A 22863-nucleotide genomic window follows, 5' to 3' on the forward strand; every position below is an offset into this window, starting at 1 on the left:
TATGTAATTTTATCATATTTTATTCTATATTGCTTAAGTTTATAAAACAAATTTGAAATCTTAAAATGTAATTAAACAAGACCTAGAAAACCAGGTCTTATAAAAATCAATCTAAACTTATATATTTTGCTGTAAACCAAGCTGTCTTATAGCCATTACTTGCAAAATAAGTTCCTAGTGCATATCCACTTTCTATTTTATGAACATAAAGTCTTTCACCATTTTTCACATAGCCCATCTTACTTAATCTTTGAGACTTTATATACCTAGCATCTAATTCTGTAACCACATTTATAACAGTAGCATTAGTATCTATTTTTAAATAATTCTGCTTTGCACTAACCCATACCTTTTGAGATTCTATATTAGTTGTATCTTTCCAATAAATTATAGGCAAATAATCCTTCTTGTCACATATCTCTGGTAAAACTCTTATTCTCTCACCTTTATATATCTCTCCTAAATCTTTATATATGCTACTTGGATTGTCTCTAGGGTCTAAATTAGCTGTAGCTTTTGCATTAGTTGATTTCAAAAATTTCTCTTTTAAAGAATCCTCTTGACCTTCAGGTTTTATATTTTCTTCTATTTCCTTTTCATTTATAGCTTCAGCAATTAACTTTCCTATAAGATCTGGACCTTTTTCTTTGTATATCCTAACATCCTCAGTTGCTTCACAAAAACAAACTTCTACCAAAACTGCTGGCATTGATGTTTTTCTTAATTCATATAGTTTAGAATTCTCCTTAACACCTCTATTCTTAAGTCCAGTTCCCTTAGAAAGATTATCTACTATTCTCTTAGCGTATATCTCTGCTTTTCCTCCTCTGCCATAAATCCAAGTTCCAGTACCTAAAGGCCCTTCATATTTATCATAAGCTTTATCAAAGTGTATTGATAAAAATAATTCAGAATTATTCTCTTTGGCCTTTTGAACTCCTAAATATAAATCAGTATTAATATCACACTCTCCTGGAGTTACATCTATAACATTATGACCAGCTATATTTAAATATTTTATTAAAGCCTTATAAACCTTTCTATTCTCAATAGTTTCATCTATTATCCCCAAAGCTCCCTTTGCCTTAAAATTATGTCCACCCCTTACTGCTATCTTCATATAAAATACCTCCTAAAAATATTTATCTTTCACTATATAAATATTTTCAAGAGGTAAATTAAGTTGTTTAATTATAAAATTTATTTAATCTTTATATTATCTATATTTTCCAACCTTTTCATCCATGGTTACTCCGCCTTTTTTATAATCAATTTTAACTATTGATATAACTCTTCCAGCACCTTCTTCTATGCATATTTCTTGAGATTTTTTCACAATTTCTAGCAAATCATCAATTTTTCCTTCCATGGTAGTTTCCATAGGACCAACCTCAAACTTTACTCCTGTTGATTCTATATATTCAATAACCTTATCAACAACTTCATAAAGCCTTGAATCCTCTACTGAGGGAAGTATTTGTAAACTAACATTACAAGTATCCATATTCTTCACTCCTAATCTTAAAATATTTATAATTTATTCCTTAAACATAAAAATACTATTATTTTAAAGCTTATAATTTCATTTTATCATAAGTAATATATAGATAAATATTCAATTTAATATTTTAAATCCATCTTAATTCAAATTTTATATGCATATAAAATTTACTTCAATAAAAATTTAAAATAAAAAGACAGGCCTAAAGCCTGTCCTTTCATCGTAGTTAATTTAATATATAAACGTCTAAGTTTCTAACGCCCCAGTTAGATGCTTCTGCCTCTGTGTTAAAGAAAAGATCTACCCTGTTTCCTTTTATAGCACCACCTGTATCAGCTGCAATAGCATATCCATATCCTTCAACATATAATTTTGTTCCTAAAGGAATTACACTCGGGTCAACTGCTATTGTACTATATCCATTTGGATCTCTTAAAACATGCATTCCTGATGCAGTATATGCTTCTGCAGAACCTAATGGATGATTATAAGCTGTGGATTTAACACTAAGTTTTTTCTTAAAGTTTATACTTTCTCCACCTCTACTTAAAGTTTGAGTTTCCTTTGTACCTTTAACAACTTCCTTATTAACAGGCTCTTTTACAACTAGTTCCTGTATAACGTTATTACTTACTTCTTTTCCATTTTCATAAACAAGTTCACGAGTTACTTTTTTCTCTCCATCTTGTCCATCATTTAATACTTCAGTATACGTTTGTGGTTTACTTTCATCCTTTTTAACCTCTGTTGTAAACTCTATAGGATGAACTTCTGTAACTTTTTTTACATCAACCTTTACCACTTCAACGTTCATTCCATCTTTTAAACTTTCTTTTTTGTCTGGTAGTATCTTATCATCATCATCAAAAGATATTCCTTCTGATTTTAACATATTCTCTACATTATCTTCCGCACTAACAATCTCTTTTTCGCCATCTTCTGTTTTTACTTTTACATTAACGGCCTTGTTTATAGTGATTGTTTCATTTTTTGATATTTTACTTTCTAATGAAGGTGTTACTTTGTCTTTAGGTGCTAATGTTATTCCATTATCGTGTAAAGCCCCTTGTACTGTACCTTTATAGGTAACAATCTCCGTTCTCTCTCCATTAACTACTACGTTAAGAGTTTTTCTCATTGAAAATACTACTATTCCTCCAACTAGAACTAACCCCGTCAGTCCTAAGGCTAAAGTTTTATTTCTATTTTCCTTTGAAAACAACTTTTTAATATTTACCATATTATCTCCTCCTTCTGGCAAGTAAAAGTTTTACGCTTCCATGCGAAAGTTATACGCTTTTCTGTATGTCAGAAGGGATTTTACACTTTTTAAGTAAAATACATTACTTATTGTAACCTATTTGTAATTATTAATCAAACAAGCTATTTTACTCATATTCTTACTATTTCTATAAATTCTTAGATATAGGCTGCAAAAACCTTATTTATGTCCATAAATGCTCTACTATACTTCTTCTTCCTTCAAATAATGCATAGTTTTATGCTATTAATTAAAAATTCAGACAATTTAACAGGATGATTTTAAAGGCTTTTTTAGAAAAAAATAAGCTAAATTCTATTAAAATCCAAAGAAACTTTCATAAAAATTTAATACTTTATCTTTCATTTAAATCTCTTAATAGAATCTAGCTTTTTAATTAATATTTATTTTTCATTCATTAAACCTAATTTATCAAATATCATAAATGATATACTTAAAATCATAGCAACTATAGTAGCAAGTCCCATTCCTTTAATTTCTATTGCACCAAATCTTACTGCTATATTACTTAAACCAACTATCATTGTAACTGATGTTAATATTAAGTTTTTTGATTTTGAATAATCAACTTTCTCTTCTATGAAAGTTCTTAATCCTGAGGTAGCTATAGTACCAAATAAAAGCAAACTAACTCCCCCTATTACCGGTGTTGGTATGCTTCTTATTAAAGCTGATAAGCTTCCTGAAAATCCTAAGATTACAGATAAAACCCCAGCTCCACAAATTACGTAGGAACTATAAACCTTTGTTAATGCCATTACTCCGATATTTTCACCATAAGTTGTAGTAGGAACTGATCCAAAAAATCCAGATATCATAGTTGATAAACCATCTCCTAAAAGTGATCTATTAAGTCCAGGATCTTTAGATAAATCTTTTCCAACTATGCTACTTGTTACTACTAAATGGCCAACATGCTCTGCAACTACTACAAAGGTTGCAGGTAAAATTGTTAAAATTGCATTTAAACTTGGTTTAGCTATATGTATTTGTGGCAATACAAAGAGGCTTGCCTCTTTTACTTGTGTAAAATCTACTAGTCCTAAAAAACAACTAACTAAATATCCAGTAAATATACCTATTAATATAGGTATTACCTTTAAAAATCCTCTTAATAATACTGAAGCTAAAATTACAGTTATTATTGTAATCATTGAAACTAATACCCATGTTGGATTTAAAACCTTAGAATTTGATAAGCCTACTGGGAAACCAGCCATATCTGCTGCTGTTGGTGCTAACTCTAATCCTATTATTGTTACTATAGCTCCCATAGAAGCTGGTGGAAATAATTTTCTAATCCATCCTGTTCCTACAAAACCCACAATGATTGCTATGGTAGCAAACAATAATCCTGATACTACAAATCCACTTTGTACTTCAGTGAAGGAATATCCCTCTCCCATTAAAAGTAATACTGGTGATATAAATGCAAAACTTGATCCTAAATATGCTGGAATTTTTCTTTTTGTTATGAAAGCATATAATAAAGTTCCTATTCCATTAAAGAATAAGACCGTTGCTGGATCAATATTTAAAAGAATTGGTACTAAGACTGATGATCCAAACATTGCAAATAAATGTTGGACACTTAAAGGAATTGCTTTTTTTAGAGGTAACTTGTCCTCTACTCCTATGACTTCTAGTAGTTCTACCTCTTTATTTTGTACAGATTCTGCCATATTATTATCCTCCCTTTTCTAGACTCTCAGGTCTAAATTAAAAGTTTATATAAAATATAGCATACCGTTCATAATAATTCAATATTTTTTTGTCGCATTTTATGTTATAATAAGTATTCATGTGCATAAAAATAGTTTTTTTGCATTAACAAATTATTAAAATTTAAAGAAGAAAGGACAGAACTTAATGATTACAGTAAATAATGTAAGCTTAAGATTTGGTGGAAGAAAACTTTTTGAAGATGTTAACTTAAAGTTTACTCCTGGAAATTGCTATGGGGTTATTGGCGCAAATGGTGCTGGTAAATCTACATTTTTAAAAATATTAGCTGGTGAAATAGAACCTAATACAGGAGAAGTTTCAATTCCTGCTAAAACTAGAGTTTCTGTTTTAAAACAGGATCATTATCAATATGATGATTGTGAAGTTTTAAAAACAGTTATAATGGGAAATCCAAGATTATTTGAAATAATGGAAGAAAAAGATGCTTTATATGCAAAGCCTGATTTTTCTGATGAAGATGGAATAAAAGCTGCTGAACTTGAAGCAGAATTTGCAGATTTAGATGGATGGGAAGCAGAATCAGAAGCTTCTTCATTACTTCAAGGCTTAGGAATAGGTACTGAGCTTCACTATAGCCATGTTAGAGACCTTAAAGGTGATGAGAAGGTTAAAGTTCTTTTAGCTCAAGCCTTATTTGGTAAGCCAGATGTACTTATCCTTGACGAGCCTACAAACCACTTAGACATAAAAGCTATCACTTGGCTTGAAAACTTCTTAGGAAACTTTGAAGGTACAGTTATAGTTGTATCCCATGATAGACATTTCTTAAACATGGTTTGTACACAAATATGTGATGTTGACTTTGGAAAAATCAAATTATACGTTGGTAACTATGATTTCTGGTATGAATCAAGTCAACTTGCACTTCAAATGGCTAAAGACCAAAACAAGAAAAAAGAAGAAAAAATTAAAGAACTTCAAAACTTCATTGCTAGATTCAGTGCTAATGCTTCTAAATCTAAGCAAGCTACTTCTCGTAAGAAGTTATTAGATAAGATTACTTTAGATGATATTCAACCTTCAAGCAGAAAATATCCTTTCGTTGGATTTAAGCCTGAAAGAGAAGTTGGAAACGACATTCTAGAGGTTAATGGAATATCAAAAACTGTTGATGGAGTTAAACTTCTAGACAATGTAAGTTTCAGAGTTAACAAAGATGATAAGATTGCCTTTGTTGGAAATGAAAGATCAATAACTACTTTATTTAAAATAATAAATGGAGAAATGGAACCAGATTCAGGAGATTATAAGTGGGGCGTAACTATAACTAATGCTTACTTCCCTAAAGATAATACTGAATTCTTTGAGAATTGCGAATTAAACTTAGTTGATTGGCTTAGACAATTCTCTGATGAAAAATCTGAATCTTACTTAAGAGGATTCTTAGGAAGAATGTTATTCTCAGGTGAAGAAGCTCTTAAACAAGCTTCTGTATTATCAGGAGGAGAAAAGGTTAGATGTATGCTTTCTAAATTAATGCTTAGCTCAGCTAACGTTTTAACTTTAGACCAACCAACTAACCACTTAGACTTAGAATCAATAACAGCAGTAAACAATGGTTTAGCAGATTATAAGAGCGTATTATTATTTGCTTGTCACGACCACCAATTTGTTGAAACTATAGCAAACAGAATCATAGAATTAACTCCAGAAGGAATTAAATTTGATAAAGTTTGCACATATGATGAATATTTAGAAACTAAGTAATAAAAAGAGCGTGTGTTGAAATTTTTATTTCAATACACGCTCTCTTCATTTTATACATTAGCATCACTTATGGTTTTAAACTCATACCCTTCTTCTTTATAATATTTTATTATTTCAGGTAATACTTTTACTGTCTTTTCTTTTCCAAAGGTATCATGCATAAGTAAAACCACTTGATTTTTTCCCCTTGATGTTCTTTTTACATAATCAATCATTTCATTTAAGGTATAAGGTTTTCCTTCTGCATCACCATTTAGAGCATTCCAATCTATACTTACTATTTTATTACTCTCTAAATTATTATCTAACTCTTCTAAATTTCTATCCTTATAATATACTCTACTATTATAGCCTCCTGGCATTCTTAAAACATTTGTATCAAACTCAACACCAAGAACATCCCTCATTATATCATTTGTTTTTCTAAATTCATCCATAAAATAATTAACATCTGTTATATTTCCTGGATAAAGCTTTTTAAAATTATGACTATAACTGTGATTGGCTATAGCATTTCCCTCTTCTATGGCTCTTTTTAAACTCTCCTTAGGCGCTTGTCCAGAGTCTAATCTAGAACCTAACATAAAAAAAGTCCCCTTTACATTTTCATTTTTTAATATATCTAAAACTTGTTCTGTAAGTGGACTTGGTCCATCATCAAAGGTAAGAAAAACATATTTTTCATTTCCTTCATAAGAACCTTCTACCATTTTACTTACATCCTTTACATTAACAGCATAATTTTTACCATCAAAAGTAACATTTCTACCTGGAACAATATCTGTTGATTTATATTGTGGAAGCTCAACTGTAGCTTCTTCCATTACTAATTCTTTATTTTCACCTTCATCACCTGTATTGCCCTTAGCTACTTCTACTTTATGATTTAAAGCAATTCTTGTCCCTAAAAAGACTAAAGCAACTATAGCAATTAATACTACCCCAATTCTTCTTCGTATATATTTTTTCTCTAAATTCTTCTTTTTTCTTTTGCTCAAAGTCTCCTTACTCATAATACCTCCAAAACACAACTTAATTTATTTTATTATATAAAAATTTCACTTTTGAAATGGTAAGTTTTTTATTACAGAATAGTTTTATTTTATGTACTTTTTTTAATGTTAATATTAAGTTTTTAAATAACATATTTCTCTATACAAATAGTATACTCAAAAGAAAAATTTATATTATTTTATAAAAAAGTAACTCTATCCTTTTTTGCTTATTTAATGTAAATAAGTTATTAAATGAATAGAGTTAAGTAAATTTCAAATTTTATATAGAATAAAGAAGTATATGAAGCCCTAAAATAAAACTTATGTCTCTTAAATAAATATATTTTTATAAGATTTTATAAATTTTATTAGGTAGATTTGATATGGTTTTTAAAATTTAATTAGTCAAATTTAAGACCACTTAAAAGATCAGCAAAAGGATTATTTACATCTTCATTTGCTTCTTTTTTCATCTTTTGCATTATTTTATTTACTTCTCTTTTATTTGTTTTGTTATTTTTCTCAAATCTCTTTTTAAATTGAGATTCTTTTTCTCTAAAGTTACAATTTGCTCCTGGGCAAACATATATTTTACCTTCTCCATGTCCCCTAAGCTCTAGCTTTTTCTTACATTCAGGACATCTAGCATTAGTTATTCTAGATATATTCTCTCTATATCCACACTCTCTATCTTGGCAAACATTCATTGTTCCATTTTTGCCTTTTACCTCAAGCATATACTTACCACACTGAGGACATTTTTTCCCTGTTAAGTTATCATGATGGAATTTACTTTCTCCAAGCTTAACATCCTCAACTAAAGCAACAGTATAGTTTCTTATATCTTTTATAAATTTCTTAGAATCACCTTTTCCTTTACTTATTCTCTCTAACATCTCTTCCCAATTAGCTGTTAAAAGTGGTGACTTTAAATCCTTTGGTACTAAATCTATAAGTTGTTTTCCCTTAGAAGTTGGAATTATTTCCTTTCCTCTCTTTTCTATTACAAAGGAATTAAATAATTTTTCTATAATATCTGCTCTAGTTGCAACAGTACCAAGTCCTCCAGTTTCTCCTAAAGTCTTTGCTGAAGATTTATCTACTGATATAAATTTTTGAGGATTTTCCATAGCAGATAATAAAGTTCCCTCATTAAATCTTGCTGGTGGCTTTGTTTCTCCCTTTTTAACATTAACCTTAAGAACTTTAAATTCATCTCCCTCTTTTAATTTAGGAAGTTCTTGTTCTTTTATATCCTCTTCTCCCTCATCATCAACTTCCCTATCATAAATCTTTTTCCATCCTTTAGCTTTAACTACTTTTCCCTTTGCAATTAATTTTTCTCCATTAACTTCACCAGTTAAAGTTGTTTGAATATATTCAAATGGAGGCATTAATACGCTTAAAAATCTCTTAACTACAAGCTCATAAACTCTTCTCTCATCAGAACTTAAATTAGCTAGGTTTCCTTTTTCCTCCGTTGGAATTATAGCATGGTGATCAGAAACCTTATTGTCATCTACAAAACTTTTGTTTGCTTTTATAGGATTTTTTAATAAATCATTTGCTATAGTTCTAAATTCTCCTGTAGCTACAGCTTTTAATCTATCTGGAATAGTAGAAACTATGTCCTTTGAAATATATCTTGAATCAGTTCTTGGATATGTAAGAAGTTTATGATTTTCATATAATCTTTGCATTATATGAAGGGTCTGTTTTGCTGAATATCCAAAAATTTTATTACAATCTCTTTGAAGCTCAGTTAAATCATATAATTGAGGAGAAAATTTCTTTTTATTACTTTCATTTATATTGACTATTTTTCCACTTTTCTTCTCATTTAAATTAGAAACAACTTTTTCTTTGAAATCATTTTTAAATATTCTTGAATTATTATCCTTATTTATCCATGTAAAATTACATTTATCTGTTTCTATTAAAATAGTACTATACTCTTTTGGTTTAAAGTTTTTAATATCCTCTTCTCTTTGAACTATCATTGCTAAGGTAGGTGATTGAACCCTTCCTGCTGAAAGCTGAGCATTATATTTACAAGTTAAGGCCCTAGTAACATTTAAACCAACTAACCAGTCAGCCTCAGCTCTACACTGAGCAGCCTTATATAAGTTATTGTAATTTTCTCCTGGTTTAAGATTTTTAAATCCATCTAAGATAGCTTTATCTGTTTGAGAGGATATCCAAAGTCTCTTTATAGGCTTTTTAACATGGGCTTTTTCTATTATCCAACGTGCTACGAGCTCCCCTTCTCTTCCAGCATCTGTGGCTATTATTATTTCATCTATATCTTTTCTTTCCATTTGCTTTTTAACTTCATAAAATTGCTTAGTGGCTTTTTTAATAACCTTAAGTTTCATGTGCTTAGGAAGCATTGGAAGAGTTTCCATAGACCATGTTTTAAGCTTGTTATCATAATCTTCTGGAGATTGTAATTCTACTAAATGGCCTAAAGCCCAAGTTATTACATAATCCTTTCCTTCAATATAACTTCCTTTATTATTATTGCATTTTAAAACCTTGGCAATTTCTCTACCTACACTAGGTTTTTCTGCTAGTACTAATTTCTTCAATAAAATCATCCTTTCATGATACTACATATATGTAATATCTCTAATAATATACTACCTTAAATATATTTACTTAACAAATAAAATCCTATATTTTTATTAGGCCCATTTCTTTAGTTCATCATAAATCTCTAATTTTAAGTTTTTTAATTTAATCCAATCAAGTTTCTTTTGGGAATAAAATCTCAGCTTAAAATTACCAAGCTTTTTTCTTATTTGAAGTGGATTTGATGTTACTCTTATTTCTTCCATACTAGATCTTTTTATAAAAATTTGTCTTCTATTAAGAGATTTATAGCTAACATAATATAAATCCTTTCCAAAACCTATTTTAGTATTTTTATATAGCAAAGTTCTCTCAATAATAACTACAGGCACGCTTATTAAAAGAGGCCATATCTCATTAGTTAATAAAAAAAATCCTATACTAGAATATAGCGCAACTTGTATTGGAATTGTGAAAAATCTTCTTAAATCTTTCTTTTCTGGCCTGTACACTTCCCCTTCAAATATAAACTCTGGAATAAGATTTTTTAATATATCTCTATATCCCTTTTCATTACATAAAGGAAATATAAGTTCATCTTCCTTAATACTATTTCCATATCCAACTACACAGCATTTTATAGTATAGAACTTAAATATTTGATTTATAATATTTTGCTCTATTTTTACTGCATGTATGCTTTCCATTGGAATTGAATAACTTCTTCTTGTTATTAAGCCATACTCAACTTTTAAATAATTATTATTCCTATATATTGTAAACTTATAATACTTAGATAATATTGCTAAGACAGAAAATATCAATACTATTAATAATAAAATACTAAATAAAAAAAGTGCTGATAAAAATATTGCTAATATTGTATCTCTAGATATTACATTTTCCTCAATAACATTCTTGAAAAAACTGATTAACTCTTGATTTAATCCCTTGTATATCTTGCTCATAAAATGTATGCTTGAATATAAAACCCCTATTCCTAATAATATGTTGTTTCTAAGCATTGAAAGTAAAATCAAATGAACAGCTGATATGTTATAGACTAAGGTTTGATTTATTTCTCTTTCATCATGTATTAAATTCCTCATCCTATAACTTAAGTTTCCATAAAGGGATTCTAAATCTTTCTTTTTTAATACCATTATTATTTCTGCATTTTTCTTTGAAGAAGGATATACACTATCAATCTTTATCTTTCTAAGCTTAAAAATTCTATAGATTATATTTCTTTCAAGCTCTATTAAGGATATGCTCCTTAAGGGAATCACCATTTCTTCCTTAAGTAGAGCCCCTTCTCTGTATATTAAAAAATTTTCTTCAATTAAAATACTTGTATTAAACCATTTCACCACAGAAAAAATTAAAATTAACCCTATAGAAATAGAGGTTATTTCTACAATATAATCATTGAATTTCAAAGCTAAAAATATTATTACTGGCCAAGTATTTTTCATAAGCTTAAAAAAGGTTATAAAAATTTTACACCAATGATTTTTTTTATAAAAATTCATTTTTCACCCCTAAACTCTCTCCTTAACTATATAATTGAAAAATTCTACCTGCTCCTTATTAATTGCTGGAATACTAACTTTCCCTCCGGCAGTATAAATATTTATGCTCTTTATTCTTAAAATCATATCTATTGGATTTTCGCATACATTTATGTATTTTATATTATTCCTTTTTATACATATATATCTTTTAAATAACACTCCATATCTAATCTCAATAAAATCACTAAATATAAAATAAGACCACGTAAAATACTTAATTATTGGACATATTAATACTGATATAATAAATATAACTGTAATTAATAATTGTAAAACCCATAAAGTATTATCCATAATTCCATTTAATTGGTTAAAGCTAATAAAACTTTTTAATCTATAAAATCCTAAGCTTAAACCTAAATATAAAAGTGAAAAAATTAAAAATCTAAGAATAATAGATTTAACAATAAATAATTTACTTAATTTATATTTCATTAACTCCTCCTTTAATAAAAAAAACCTATAAGAAAACCATTCTTATAGGCTACCCTCCTCATACTAAAACTTTCCCTAGTATTAAATATTTTACCACATTATAATACTTATTTAAATCATTATATATTCCCATATTTTCAAAGTTACTTTACCTTATATTTATTTAAATTAATTTCCTTTTTAAGTTCAGGTAAAATAAAATTTATCAATTCTTCTTTATTATTCTTTTCCACAATACTTTTTAATTCTTCATAATTATCAAGAATTATTTCTATTATTGACTTTATCCAAATTACCACTTTCTTTTCAGAGGTAACTGTGCAATCATAAGAAATTACTAAATTTAATTTTTCATAAAAGAATTCAACCTTATTTATTTCCTTCATTGTCATTATTGCTTCTTTAATAAGCTCTTCATATTCACAGTTATTTCTTAATCCTCTTAATATTAAATCATTCTTTAATGTAACTTTTCCCCTTTTACTATCTACTACCTTTATATTTGAAGCCATTTTTATTGCACATCTTTTTAAATCAAGCATATTTTTCTCCCTAAATAATATTCCTTATCTAAAGCTTATGATTAATTCCACTTTAAAATTCCACCCTAAAAATAATACAAAATTTAAAAGAGAGCTTACCAAGATAGCTTTAAATAAAACTTACAAACTTATTAGGAAGATTAAATCTTTACCTTGTTTGTAAGTTTTATTAAAGTTCTCTTAATATACTCTCTTTTTTAAAATTAGTTATTTACTTTTCTCTTGTCTTATAGGTAATGTGATTATAAAAGTACTTCCTTTATTAAGTTCACTTTCTACTCTTATTGTACCATGGTGAAGTTCTATTATACTTTTTACCAATGTTAAGCCTATACCACTACTTCTATATTGTTTTTTAGATATGCTATCAGCTTGTACAAATCTATCAAATATAATCTTTTGTTGCTCCTTAGATATTCCAACTCCAGTATCTTTTATAGCAATTTCTACAGTTTCATTTTCACACTCTCTTATGAAAACTTCAATTGTACCATGTCCATGAGTATATTTTATAGCATTAGATAAAAGGTTTATAACACATCTTTCAATCTCATTTTTATCACATTCTACATCTAATTCTTCTATTTCAGGATCTATTATAATATCTAAATTATTTTCTTCAATATAAGCTTTTAAACTTAAAGCCGTATCCTCAACTAAAGAAACTATATCCTGCTTTTCTATATTCAATTTATATGCACCTGACTCTATTTTAGATGAATCTATTATATCATTTATTATCTTAAGCAAATGATCAGCATTATTTCTAAGAGTATTAGTATAATCTTCCACTTGATATTTTCCTAAGCAATCTTCCTTATTCTTTAGTTTTATTAGCTGTACTGTAGCTAATATCACATTTAATGGAGTTCTAAGCTCATGTGAAAGATTTACAAAATAATCATTTTTGAATTTTTGCCTTTTTATCATCTCATCTTTAAGATCCGCTGCTTCTTTATAAAGCTTCTCTTTTTCTATATAAAGTTTTTCTTTTTCCTTGGCCTCTTTTTTAAGTTGCTCAGCTCTTTTCTTAACAGTTTTCTCTAAGGCAGTTACATAACTCCACATTAAGAAAATAACTATTACTGCACTTGAAAAATATATTAAATAAGCCGTTGGTGTACGCCATGGTGGTGGCGCAATCTTTAAGTCTAGAGCAGTCACTGGAGTTAAATCTCCATGATTATCCCTAGCTCTAATTAAAACCTTATATGTTCCAGAATCTAAGGTAGCATAATTAGCATTATTTCTTTTATTAGCAAAAGTCCACTCTTCATCAACACCTTCTAACTTATACTCATAAGTAGTTTTTGTTGTATTTAAATAATCTGGCAAAAAGAAATCAATGGATATATTATTTTCATTATACTTTAAGCTAAGAGTTCCCCCATAGTATGGATAAGTTTTATTATTAACCTTAATTTCATCTATTACTACTTTGCTCTTATTTCTATTGTCTGATAATTTTAAAACGTCCTTAGGATAAAATGCAGTTACCCCATTTATTCCACCAAAAAACATTTCTCCATCTTTACTTTTAAAATAAGATCTGCCGTTAAACTCATTACTTTGTAGCCCATCCATGGCAGTATAATTTATAAACTTATTTGTTTTTTGATCAAATCTAGATAGACCATCATTTGTACTTATCCAAAGATTGTCTTCTTCGTCTATAAGTATTCCATATATAAAATTATTAGCTAATCCATTTACAACAGTATAGTTAGTAAATTTATCAGTTTTAGGATCTAGTTTACTTAATCCCGCTTCAGTCCCAATCCAAACATTTCCTTTTGAATCTTTTTCTAAGCAACGCACTCCATTATTTATAAGACTATTGCTATCAAAACTATTATTTAAATAGCTTTTTAGTACGCCCTTATCCTTATCAAACTTTACTACACCACCATCAATACCTATAGTAATCCATAAAAATCCCTCTTCATCTTGTGAAATACTTGTTACAGCATTCTCAACTATACCTACAGCCTTAAAAACATTGGAATAATCAGTGAAAGTTCCTGTTTTATCATCATAGGATTGTAATCCACCTCTTGCTCCTATCCACAATAATCCATCCTTGTCCACAAAAACATTTCTAGCATCCATTTTATTTCGTTCTCTCATATTATCTGGATACTTTAATCTTTCAACATTTCCACTTTTTTTATTTATCTTGTTAACTCCACCTTGAGTTGCAACCCACAAATTATCTTTATCAGCTTCACATATTTGCCAAACTACATTGCTACTTAAGGTATTTTCATCACTATTATTACTATAAAAATTTGTAACTTCCCCAGTCATAGTATTTAATTTATTCAATCCTGCTGAGTTAGTTCCAAGCCATAACATTCCATCAGAATCTTTATAAATTCCACTCATACTATTATCACTAATAGTATTTTCCTTATCAGGCTCTCTTCTATAATGCTTAAAAGGCTGCTTAGGATTTAATAAACTTATTCCATTATAAGTACCAAACCAAAGCAATCCACTTCTATCTTCATATGCAGTTAATACATTATCGTTAACTAAACTAGTATCATCATAATACCTGCTTTCAAAAAGATGCATTTTTTTATTTTCTTTATTATATTCTAATAATCCATTTTGAGTTGATATCCATAAATTATTATATTTATCTTCATAAATGGCATTTACACTATCTGGAGATATTTTAAAAGACTCTAATTCTTTATCAAAATAAGTAATATCTTTATAATTGCTTGATACTAACATAATATGATTATCTGTTACTATCCATATATTATCATCTCTATCTCTATAAATATTAGAAATTGCCGAATTATCATTATCTAATATATCATTTATAGGTTGAATCTCCTTAGTCTTTGTATTAATTACACTTAAACCTTCGCTTGTTCCAACCCATACATTTCCGTATTTATCCTCACATAAAGAAGTAACTACATTGCTTTTTAATCCCTTAGGTTCTGTATCTTTAAAAATTTGATACATATCACCTGTTTTAGGATTATAAATATTTAACCCTTTTCTAGTAGCTATCCAAATAGTTCCATCACTATGCTTTAATATATCCCATATATTATTATTTGATAGCTTGCTTTTTCCCTCTTCATCCTCAAACATTCTACTTACTTCATTTGTTATTACATTTATTTTGCTTATACCCTTGCTAGTTCCAACAAGAATATTATCATTATCATATTCTATTAGAGCTGATATAAAACTTGAATTAATACTCTTTTTATCATTTACTAATTCTCTAAAAATAACAAACTCATGTCCATTGTATTTATTTAATCCATCTGATGTCCCAAACCACATATACCCTTTATTATCTTGAATTATCTTATTTACAGTAGATTGGGATAATCCGTCCTTTAATGTTAAATTGTTGAATCTTACTTCTGATTCTCCTAAAGCAAAAACATTTTTGCCTTGAATTAGTATTAGTATTAAGGAGAGAAAAGCATATCTTATAACTAATTTTTTTATATTCAATTTTATTACCTCTCTAAAACTAAAATAACAATTTAATTTTCTCAAAAAACAAGAATATTGTCAAACAATGTCACATCAAATTTAATATTTTATCCTAGTAATATTTATATCTCTCAAAAAATTTTCCATATTATATAATATTAATATCTCATCAAAATTCGTATTTTTCATATATTCACTTACTTTCCATGAAAAATTCCTAAGATCAACCACATGAATTTCCTGAAAGTTTTGACTTAAAAATGGAATCATAGAATTAGCAAAGGAATCTTTAAATATCAATAATTTTTTTCCTAACTTTATATTTTTATTTTCTATAATAGTAAGTCCATTATTTCCCTTAATAAATACTGAGTACTTGTCCCTAGTCTTTAACTTATCATAATCATATAAACTTTCAAAAATTTTCCCCTGTATATTCATAGTAATATTATCTATATCATAATAAGTTAAAATATCACTTTCTGCACTAAAAAGTTTAGCCTTTGAAAAATAGGTTCCATAAAATCCTGTAGCTTCATTCTTTTTTAAACTATTTAAATCAATAGGTTTTTCTCCTAAGCTTTCAATATAAGCTTTATATGCTAAATATGCCCCATAACTTGTCCAATGGTGATCAGTTTTATAATATATATATTCCTCTTTATTCTTCTTAAATAAACTCACTAAATCTATATTTCTATCTTTATCATTTGCCTTATAAACTTCATTTATAAGCTTCTCTTGATTTAAAAGCTTTATTCCCCATGGAATATATTCTTCATAAATGGTATATGAATTTGGAACTATCATAGTAGTAACCTTGCCTTCATATATATCAATAAATTTATTTATGGAATCTATGTTATTTTTAAACCTCTCTTTATCATAAGAAATATTCTTTTCAAACATATAGTTTTCTTTTCCATAAATTATATTGTTATTTTCTAACTTTCCTAAGGTGTACTCACTTATGGATTTTAAGTTTATCCACTGATTTCTAAAAATAAAATTATCATTTATATACTCTTCATATTTATCTCTGTATTTTCCCTCTACAAAAGAACTTATTGAAAATATAGGTTTCCTTGCAAGATTCCTATTTTCTAATTCTGAAAAACTATTATTTTTCTTTACAATATCGAAAAAGGTTAAAATCATTATAAAAGAAAAAAACATATAAACAATTGGATGCTTTTTCATAAAATATTTCCTTTCTAAAATCTAAAATAAAGAAATGGATTATAAGTAGAATCCACTAAATATGCCACTGATAATATAAACACCATCATTAATACTAAGCATTCTAAATATTTATTTTTCTTTATGAATCTCTCATAAATATTATTTATTAACTTTGTAGATCCTAAAATAGCTATTATAATAACTAAAAAATAGTTTCTTAAATAATAAATAAAATCTAAAGAAAAGTTCATTCTAAATAAATACTTTATGCTAAGTAAATCCTCAAAGGAAAAAAGTGCCCACCCAAAAACTATAAAAACTATTGCATATATATGAGAAAAAATCTTATATTTATTTAAATAATTCATTAGAAAAACTTTTTCTATAACAATAAGAAAGAAAAAATATAATCCCCATATTATAAAATTATATTTTGCCCCATGCCAAAAACCAGTTAAAAACCATACAATAAAAAGATTTAATATTATCCTATTTTTCCCTAATCTATTCCCTCCCATAGGAATATAAACATATTCCTTAAACCAAGAGCCAAGGGTAATATGCCACCTTCTCCAAAACTCAGTAATACTTCTTGATATATATGGAAAATTAAAATTTTCTGGGAAATCAAACCCAAGCATCTTTCCAAGTCCTATGGCCATAGAGGAATATCCACTAAAATCAAAATAAATCTGAAAAGAAAATGCTATTACGCCAAGCCATAATAAAGGAGTTGATACGTAACTTATTCCAAGTTCTTGAATCTCATTCCATAGAAGACCTATATTATTAGCTATTAAAACCTTCTTGCCCATTCCTATTATAAATTCAGTAATTCCTTCTTCAACTTGATTAACTTTAATTTTCCTATTTTTAAGTTCATTTTTTATCTCTGAATATTTTACTATAGGTCCTGCTATAAGCTGTGGAAAAAGACATACATAAGCCCCAAAGTTTATTATATTTCTTTCAGCCTTTATCTTTCCCCTATATACATCAATGGTATATGACATAGTTTGAAAGGTATAAAAACTTATACCTAGAGGTAAGGTTAAATATAATAATGATAAAGAGGTCCCAAGAACTAAATTTATATTTTCAATAAAGAAATTTAAATATTTAAATAATATAAGCATACCTAAATTAAATATAAGAGAGCAAAATAAAAGTAACTTACTTATTATTTTTTTCTTCCTATATTTTTCAATAAAAATACTTATTGAATAATCTACAACTATAGATAAAAGCATTATAATAAAATACTTTGGTTCTCCCCATGAGTAAAATACTAAACTTAATATTAATAGAGATAAATTTTTAAATTTATTTGGAGTTAGGTAGTATATTATAAACATTATTGGTAAAAATCTAAATATAAACATAATACTGCTAAATACCATTTTAAATATCCTCAAAATTCAATTTTATATTTCTAAGAGACTTTAATAGTCTCTTTTTTATTATCTTTCTCTCTAAATACTTTCTAATTTAAAATATGTATTTTAAAATAATAAATAAATTAGTTAAACTTGCTAATACTTGTAGAAAAATATAAAAATTTCCCCTTTCCCTAAGCATAGCAAGTTTAAAAATCAAACTATTAATTTATTATTTCTTTAAATAGGAATTAGCCTTTATTTGAATTCCCCTTCGTATATCTTATTTGCTTCTTCTAATTGATCTTGTGGTAATATAAATAGTGAAACATAATTTCCTTTAACCTTAACCTCTGAAGACTCTGCAATCTCTTTTTCCTCTGGATAAAAGGCTTTTCCAATCTTCTCTTCTAGAACCTTATCTAAAGACGCTTTTACCGATTCTACTTTTCCCTCCTTAGCCTTTGCAATAATAATTAAGGCATTTCCCGGTGATATACCAGTCTCAGAAATTCCATACTCCTCTACATCATCTAAATTTAAATGATAAAGTTCCTTAGCCATTTGATCATCTACAGGCATAGGCATTATAACCATGCCAGCATCTACAAGTTTATTTGTCATATCTGAAGCACTCATAGACATTTTTATATCACTTTGTTCAACCTTTGTTCCATTATTATCTTTAGCTCCACAAGAGGTTAATGTAGCCCCTATCATAGCTGCAGCTAAGACACTTATTAAAAACTTTTTCATCCCTATATTCACTCCCTAACATACATATTTATTATGTTAAAGCTATTATATCCTATAACCTAATCCCCTCCAATAATTTTGGAATATTGTTAATCCTTTAGTAACTTTTAAAGATTATTTTTTATAATTAAATAATTTTCTTCTAAAATCATCTTAATTAAAATCTAATTAATAATAGATAAAAACTACTATTTAAATAAAAAAAGCATCAAAAGAAATGGATTCTTTGATGCCTTAAAATATATATTTAATTATCTTTTTTTATATACCTTTTTAGGTAAATTGCTTTTCTTTTTACTATTGTTTTTATTTGAAGGAACCTTTTTTACCTCTGTTTCATGTATCTTTCCTTCATATAAATAAACTCTAGGAATTTTTATTTTTAATTGTCTTTCACATTTTACTATTATTTTTTCTTCTTTATAATCTGCTAAAGAGTATGCAAAGCCTTTTTCTCCAGCTCTTCCTACACGTCCTACCCTATGTAAGTAGTTTTGAGGATTCATAGGAATATCTAAGTTAACTATATGTGTAGCTCCCTTAATATCTAATCCTCTAGCTGATACATCTGAAGTTATTAAAACCTTGGCTTTTCCACTTCTAAAATCTTGAAGCGCCTTCTTTCTCTCCATTTTATTATCACTTCCATGAAGAGAAACTGCCTCTATTTTATTATACTTTAACTTTTGAATTACATTATGTACATTATAGCTATTATTTATAAAAACTATTATTTTTTTCTCATCACCTATAGCATGTATAAGCTTTCTTAAAAAGTCTATTTTATCTCTTAACTCTACTTGAAAATATCCATGTTCTATATTTTCATTAACCTTGTTTGCAGCTTTTGCTTGAATAAGCTCACTAGTTCCTATTAATTCATCTGCAGTTTCTAAGGCTTTTTCATTCATTGTAGCTGAAAATATAAGCTTTTGAGTATCCCTTGGACAAGATTTAACAACACTTTTCACATCTTTTATGTTTATAAAATCTAATAGTTTATCACCTTCGTCAATAACTATTGTCTTTATGGTATTAGTTGTTATTTTTTTCTTATTTATAAGCTCTAAAATTCTCCCTGTAGTTCCAACAAGTATATGAGGCTTATTTTTAAGTTTCTCCATTTGTCTCTTTATATTTCCGCTTCCAACTAAAGTTGTTGAAGTTATCTTCTTTCCAAGTCCTCTTTTAAGATCATTTAAAACATTGTTTATCTGAACTCCTAATTCATGAGTTGGCGAAAGAATAATAGCTTGCATCTCATTTTTTGAATCATCAATCTTTTCTATTATAGGAAGTAAATATGCTAAAGTCTTTCCTGTTCCTGTTTCAGCTTTTCCTATTACATTTTTACCATTTAAAATTTCAGGTATAGCTTTTTCCTGAATATCTGTTGGCTCCTCTATTCCTAATCCTACTAAAGATTTTAAAACCTCTTCACTTAATCCTAACTTTAAAAATTTATCCATTAGCATCCCATCCTTCTTTAACTCTAAAGTTTAATCTTATTGTTTTTTAATATATTCTCACAAAGAGTTTCAAAATGAGAAGTATCTACGCCTTCCTTCTTCAACTTAGAAAGTCTTAAATTTATTCTTTCTAAAGTTTCCTTACCTTCTCTTTTATCTCTTTTTTTGATACATGTATTAAAATAATCAACTAAATAATCTATCTTTATTACTTCATTAGCTAAGTCTTCTCTATCTTCATTTATAAGTTCTATCAATAAAGAATATACCTTAGGAGAAGTTGAATTTCTATGCATTTTCAAGAAATCATTATTTCTACTAGTTATCTTTGCCATACTTATTTTCCTTTCTAAATAAATTATGATTTACCATAAATTATTGACATAACATTCTTTAATATATCATAAGTAAAAAGAAAAAAACAGAAGAAACTATATGAAAATAAACTTTAAATAAAACTTATTAATATATTTTACTAATTACTAGATAAATCTATAAGCTTTATTTTTAAAGATTCAATATAGTTTCTTCTTAAAACAATAATATTCTCTATTTTATTATTCTATAAAGTTTAGCTTTAATTTAAATATCAAACTTTATAAAATATATAATACTTAAAATAACAACTATTTTAAAAGTATTTTTTATATAATACCATGGTCTAACATAGCATCTGCAACCTTTTTAAATCCTGCAATATTAGCTCCAACTATTAGATTTCCAGCATGACCATATTCAGAAGCTGCATTTCTAGAATTATAGTATATATTTTTCATTATGTCTTTAAGTTTTGCATCAACCTCTTCAAAAGTCCAAGACATTCTTAAACTATTTTGACTCATTTCTAAAGCTGATGTTGCTACTCCACCTGCATTGGCAGCTTTTGCTGGTGCAAATAAAATTTTATTATCCACAAAAAGTTTTTGAGCTTCTAAAGTTGAAGGCATATTTGCTCCTTCTCCTACAGCAATTACTCCATTATCAATTAAAGTTTTTGCACTGCTTTTATCTATTTCATTTTGAGTAGCACAAGGAAGTGCTATATCACATTTAACATTCCAAATTCCTCTGCATCCCTCAGTAAACTTAGCAGTTTTAACATAATTTACATATTCAGAAATTCTTCCTCTTTTTACTTCTTTGATTTCTTTTACAACCTCTAAATCTATTCCATTTTCATCATATACATAACCTGATGAATCTGAAAGTGCAACAACCTTTCCTCCAAGCTCTTGAACTTTTTCAGTGGCATATATTGCAACATTTCCTGAACCTGAGATTACAACAGTTTTTCCTTCTATTGTTTGACCGTTATCTCTTAACATTTCATCTACAAAATATACTAAACCATATCCAGTTGCTTCTTTTCTAGCTAAGCTACCACCATAAGTTAAGCCCTTACCAGTTAAAACTCCCGCATCTACTGAATTTTTAAGTTTTTTATATTGACCAAACATATAGCCTATTTCTCTTCCTCCAACCCCAATATCTCCTGCAGGAACATCTGTATTAGGTCCTATATGTCTATAAAGTTCACTCATAAAGCTTTGGCAAAATCTCATTATCTCTCTATCTGATTTTCCCTTAGGATCAAAGTTAGATCCTCCTTTTCCTCCTCCAATAGGAAGAGTAGTTAAAGAATTCTTAAATATTTGCTCAAATCCTAAAAATTTTATTATGCTTAAATTAACTGAAGGATGGAATCTTAATCCTCCCTTATATGGTCCTATAGCACTATTAAATTGTACTCTATATCCTCTGTTAACTCTTACATTTCCAGCATCGTCAACCCAAGGGACTCTAAACATTATAACTCTCTCTGGTTCAACAATTCTTTCTAATATTCCCTCTTCTATATACTTAGGATTCTTTTCTAAGACAGGTACTAAAGAGTATAACACTTCTTCTGCAGCAGCTAAGAACTCACTTTCTCCAGGGTTATTTTTCTTTAAATCTTCCATTAAATTATCTACATATTTTTTTACTTCCATTTTAATGCCCCCTTTTTATGTTCACTATAGCTTTTACATCAACTAAATTATTTAAAAGTTATAGCTTTAAGCTAATATTCTAGGAAAATATTTTCTTAATTAAATCTTATTTTATATTATAGCATAAAGTACCATTTATTAAATAATAATCTTTAATATTTAATAAATTGATAATTTTAACAAGATTTATATTGTAAATAAATATTTTTAACATTAAAAATATTTATAAGCCTTCTTTTTTTCAAAATTATTATATATAACTAAC

The 22863-nt window shown here is 27.6% G+C and carries 17 protein-coding genes; 1 reads left to right on the forward strand and 16 read right to left on the reverse strand.

What is annotated here, in order from left to right; translation table 11 throughout:
* Positions 1-106 precede the first annotated feature (106 nt).
* The 4 genes from GOM42_RS08610 to uraA all read right to left on the reverse strand — a co-directional run bounded on the left by GOM42_RS08610 (position 107) and on the right by uraA (position 4465).
* Complete coding sequence (locus tag GOM42_RS08610; RefSeq protein WP_110016191.1) at positions 107-1120, reverse strand: N-acetylmuramoyl-L-alanine amidase; 1014 nt, start codon at positions 1118-1120, stop codon at positions 107-109.
* Between the two features lie 96 nt (positions 1121-1216).
* Entirely contained in the window at positions 1217-1504 is a 288-nt protein-coding gene (locus tag GOM42_RS08615) for a thiamine-binding protein (protein ID WP_003455890.1), read from the reverse strand.
* Positions 1505-1727: 223 nt separating this feature from the next.
* Positions 1728-2741 carry a 3D domain-containing protein gene (locus GOM42_RS08620; protein ID WP_003456055.1) on the reverse strand — a complete coding sequence of 338 codons (1014 nt, stop codon included), beginning with the start codon at positions 2739-2741 and terminating at the stop codon, positions 1728-1730.
* A gap of 425 nt (positions 2742-3166) precedes the next feature.
* Positions 3167-4465, reverse strand: coding sequence for a uracil permease (gene uraA, locus GOM42_RS08625; protein ID WP_087325652.1), 1299 nt, complete (start codon positions 4463-4465; stop codon positions 3167-3169).
* Between the two features lie 187 nt (positions 4466-4652).
* Here uraA and GOM42_RS08630 point away from each other — a divergent pair, with 187 nt between their 5' ends.
* Positions 4653-6236, forward strand: coding sequence for an ATP-binding cassette domain-containing protein (locus GOM42_RS08630; protein ID WP_003456099.1), 1584 nt, complete (start codon positions 4653-4655; stop codon positions 6234-6236).
* A gap of 50 nt (positions 6237-6286) precedes the next feature.
* Here GOM42_RS08630 and GOM42_RS08635 read toward each other — a convergent pair whose 3' ends face one another.
* The 12 genes from GOM42_RS08635 to gdhA form a co-directional block, all read right to left on the reverse strand.
* Positions 6287-7249, reverse strand: coding sequence for a polysaccharide deacetylase family protein (locus GOM42_RS08635; RefSeq protein WP_011010478.1), 963 nt, complete (start codon positions 7247-7249; stop codon positions 6287-6289).
* 383 nt (positions 7250-7632) lie between these two features.
* On the reverse strand, positions 7633-9819 hold the full coding sequence (locus tag GOM42_RS08640) for a DNA topoisomerase III (protein WP_110016190.1): 2187 nt from the start codon (positions 9817-9819) through the stop codon (positions 7633-7635).
* A gap of 96 nt (positions 9820-9915) precedes the next feature.
* Positions 9916-11334 carry a PH domain-containing protein gene (locus tag GOM42_RS08645; RefSeq protein ID WP_003456035.1) on the reverse strand — a complete coding sequence of 473 codons (1419 nt, stop codon included), beginning with the start codon at positions 11332-11334 and terminating at the stop codon, positions 9916-9918.
* A 9-nt stretch (positions 11335-11343) separates the two neighbouring features.
* The gene (locus tag GOM42_RS08650; RefSeq protein ID WP_110016189.1) at positions 11344-11811 is read right to left on the reverse strand and encodes a PH domain-containing protein; all 468 of its coding nucleotides are present in this window, start codon (positions 11809-11811) and stop codon (positions 11344-11346) included.
* Between the two features lie 143 nt (positions 11812-11954).
* Entirely contained in the window at positions 11955-12353 is a 399-nt protein-coding gene (locus GOM42_RS08655; protein WP_003455939.1) for a hypothetical protein, read from the reverse strand.
* A 207-nt stretch (positions 12354-12560) separates the two neighbouring features.
* The gene (locus GOM42_RS08660) at positions 12561-15842 is read right to left on the reverse strand and encodes a sensor histidine kinase (protein WP_003456070.1); all 3282 of its coding nucleotides are present in this window, start codon (positions 15840-15842) and stop codon (positions 12561-12563) included.
* A gap of 81 nt (positions 15843-15923) precedes the next feature.
* Positions 15924-17024: a DHHW family protein gene (locus GOM42_RS08665; protein ID WP_110016188.1), complete on the reverse strand. Its 1101-nt coding sequence runs from the start codon at positions 17022-17024 to the stop codon at positions 15924-15926.
* Between the two features lie 14 nt (positions 17025-17038).
* Entirely contained in the window at positions 17039-18406 is a 1368-nt protein-coding gene (locus tag GOM42_RS08670; RefSeq protein WP_110077166.1) for an MBOAT family O-acyltransferase, read from the reverse strand.
* Positions 18407-18640: 234 nt separating this feature from the next.
* A complete protein-coding gene (locus GOM42_RS08675; protein ID WP_110016187.1) occupies positions 18641-19138 on the reverse strand; it encodes a DUF4358 domain-containing protein in 498 nt (165 codons plus the stop codon).
* Positions 19139-19389: 251 nt separating this feature from the next.
* Entirely contained in the window at positions 19390-20607 is a 1218-nt protein-coding gene (locus GOM42_RS08680; protein ID WP_252597646.1) for a DEAD/DEAH box helicase, read from the reverse strand.
* Between the two features lie 23 nt (positions 20608-20630).
* On the reverse strand, positions 20631-20942 hold the full coding sequence (locus GOM42_RS08685; RefSeq protein WP_003452013.1) for a hypothetical protein: 312 nt from the start codon (positions 20940-20942) through the stop codon (positions 20631-20633).
* A gap of 309 nt (positions 20943-21251) precedes the next feature.
* Entirely contained in the window at positions 21252-22598 is a 1347-nt protein-coding gene (gdhA, locus tag GOM42_RS08690) for an NADP-specific glutamate dehydrogenase (protein WP_110077167.1), read from the reverse strand.
* Positions 22599-22863: the final 265 nt, after the last annotated feature.

This window comes from Clostridium sp. 16K-1-R1 (assembly GCF_023921145.1).
Taxonomy (GTDB): domain Bacteria; phylum Bacillota; class Clostridia; order Clostridiales; family Clostridiaceae; genus Sarcina; species Sarcina perfringens.

Coding starts and splice junctions, on each gene's coding strand:
- GOM42_RS08630 (WP_003456099.1), top strand. CDS start 4,653: ATGATTACAGTAAATAATGTAAGCTTAAGATTTGGTGGAAGAAAACTT.
- GOM42_RS08620 (WP_003456055.1), bottom strand. CDS start 2,741: ATGGTAAATATTAAAAAGTTGTTTTCAAAGGAAAATAGAAATAAAACT.
- GOM42_RS08680 (WP_252597646.1), bottom strand. CDS start 20,607: ATGGATAAATTTTTAAAGTTAGGATTAAGTGAAGAGGTTTTAAAATCT.
- GOM42_RS08655 (WP_003455939.1), bottom strand. CDS start 12,353: ATGCTTGATTTAAAAAGATGTGCAATAAAAATGGCTTCAAATATAAAG.
- GOM42_RS08650 (WP_110016189.1), bottom strand. CDS start 11,811: ATGAAATATAAATTAAGTAAATTATTTATTGTTAAATCTATTATTCTT.
- uraA (WP_087325652.1), bottom strand. CDS start 4,465: ATGGCAGAATCTGTACAAAATAAAGAGGTAGAACTACTAGAAGTCATA.
- GOM42_RS08685 (WP_003452013.1), bottom strand. CDS start 20,942: ATGGCAAAGATAACTAGTAGAAATAATGATTTCTTGAAAATGCATAGA.
- gdhA (WP_110077167.1), bottom strand. CDS start 22,598: ATGGAAGTAAAAAAATATGTAGATAATTTAATGGAAGATTTAAAGAAA.
- GOM42_RS08670 (WP_110077166.1), bottom strand. CDS start 18,406: ATGGTATTTAGCAGTATTATGTTTATATTTAGATTTTTACCAATAATG.
- GOM42_RS08610 (WP_110016191.1), bottom strand. CDS start 1,120: ATGAAGATAGCAGTAAGGGGTGGACATAATTTTAAGGCAAAGGGAGCT.
- GOM42_RS08635 (WP_011010478.1), bottom strand. CDS start 7,249: ATGAGTAAGGAGACTTTGAGCAAAAGAAAAAAGAAGAATTTAGAGAAA.
- GOM42_RS08675 (WP_110016187.1), bottom strand. CDS start 19,138: ATGAAAAAGTTTTTAATAAGTGTCTTAGCTGCAGCTATGATAGGGGCT.
- GOM42_RS08665 (WP_110016188.1), bottom strand. CDS start 17,024: ATGAAAAAGCATCCAATTGTTTATATGTTTTTTTCTTTTATAATGATT.
- GOM42_RS08615 (WP_003455890.1), bottom strand. CDS start 1,504: ATGGATACTTGTAATGTTAGTTTACAAATACTTCCCTCAGTAGAGGAT.
- GOM42_RS08645 (WP_003456035.1), bottom strand. CDS start 11,334: ATGAATTTTTATAAAAAAAATCATTGGTGTAAAATTTTTATAACCTTT.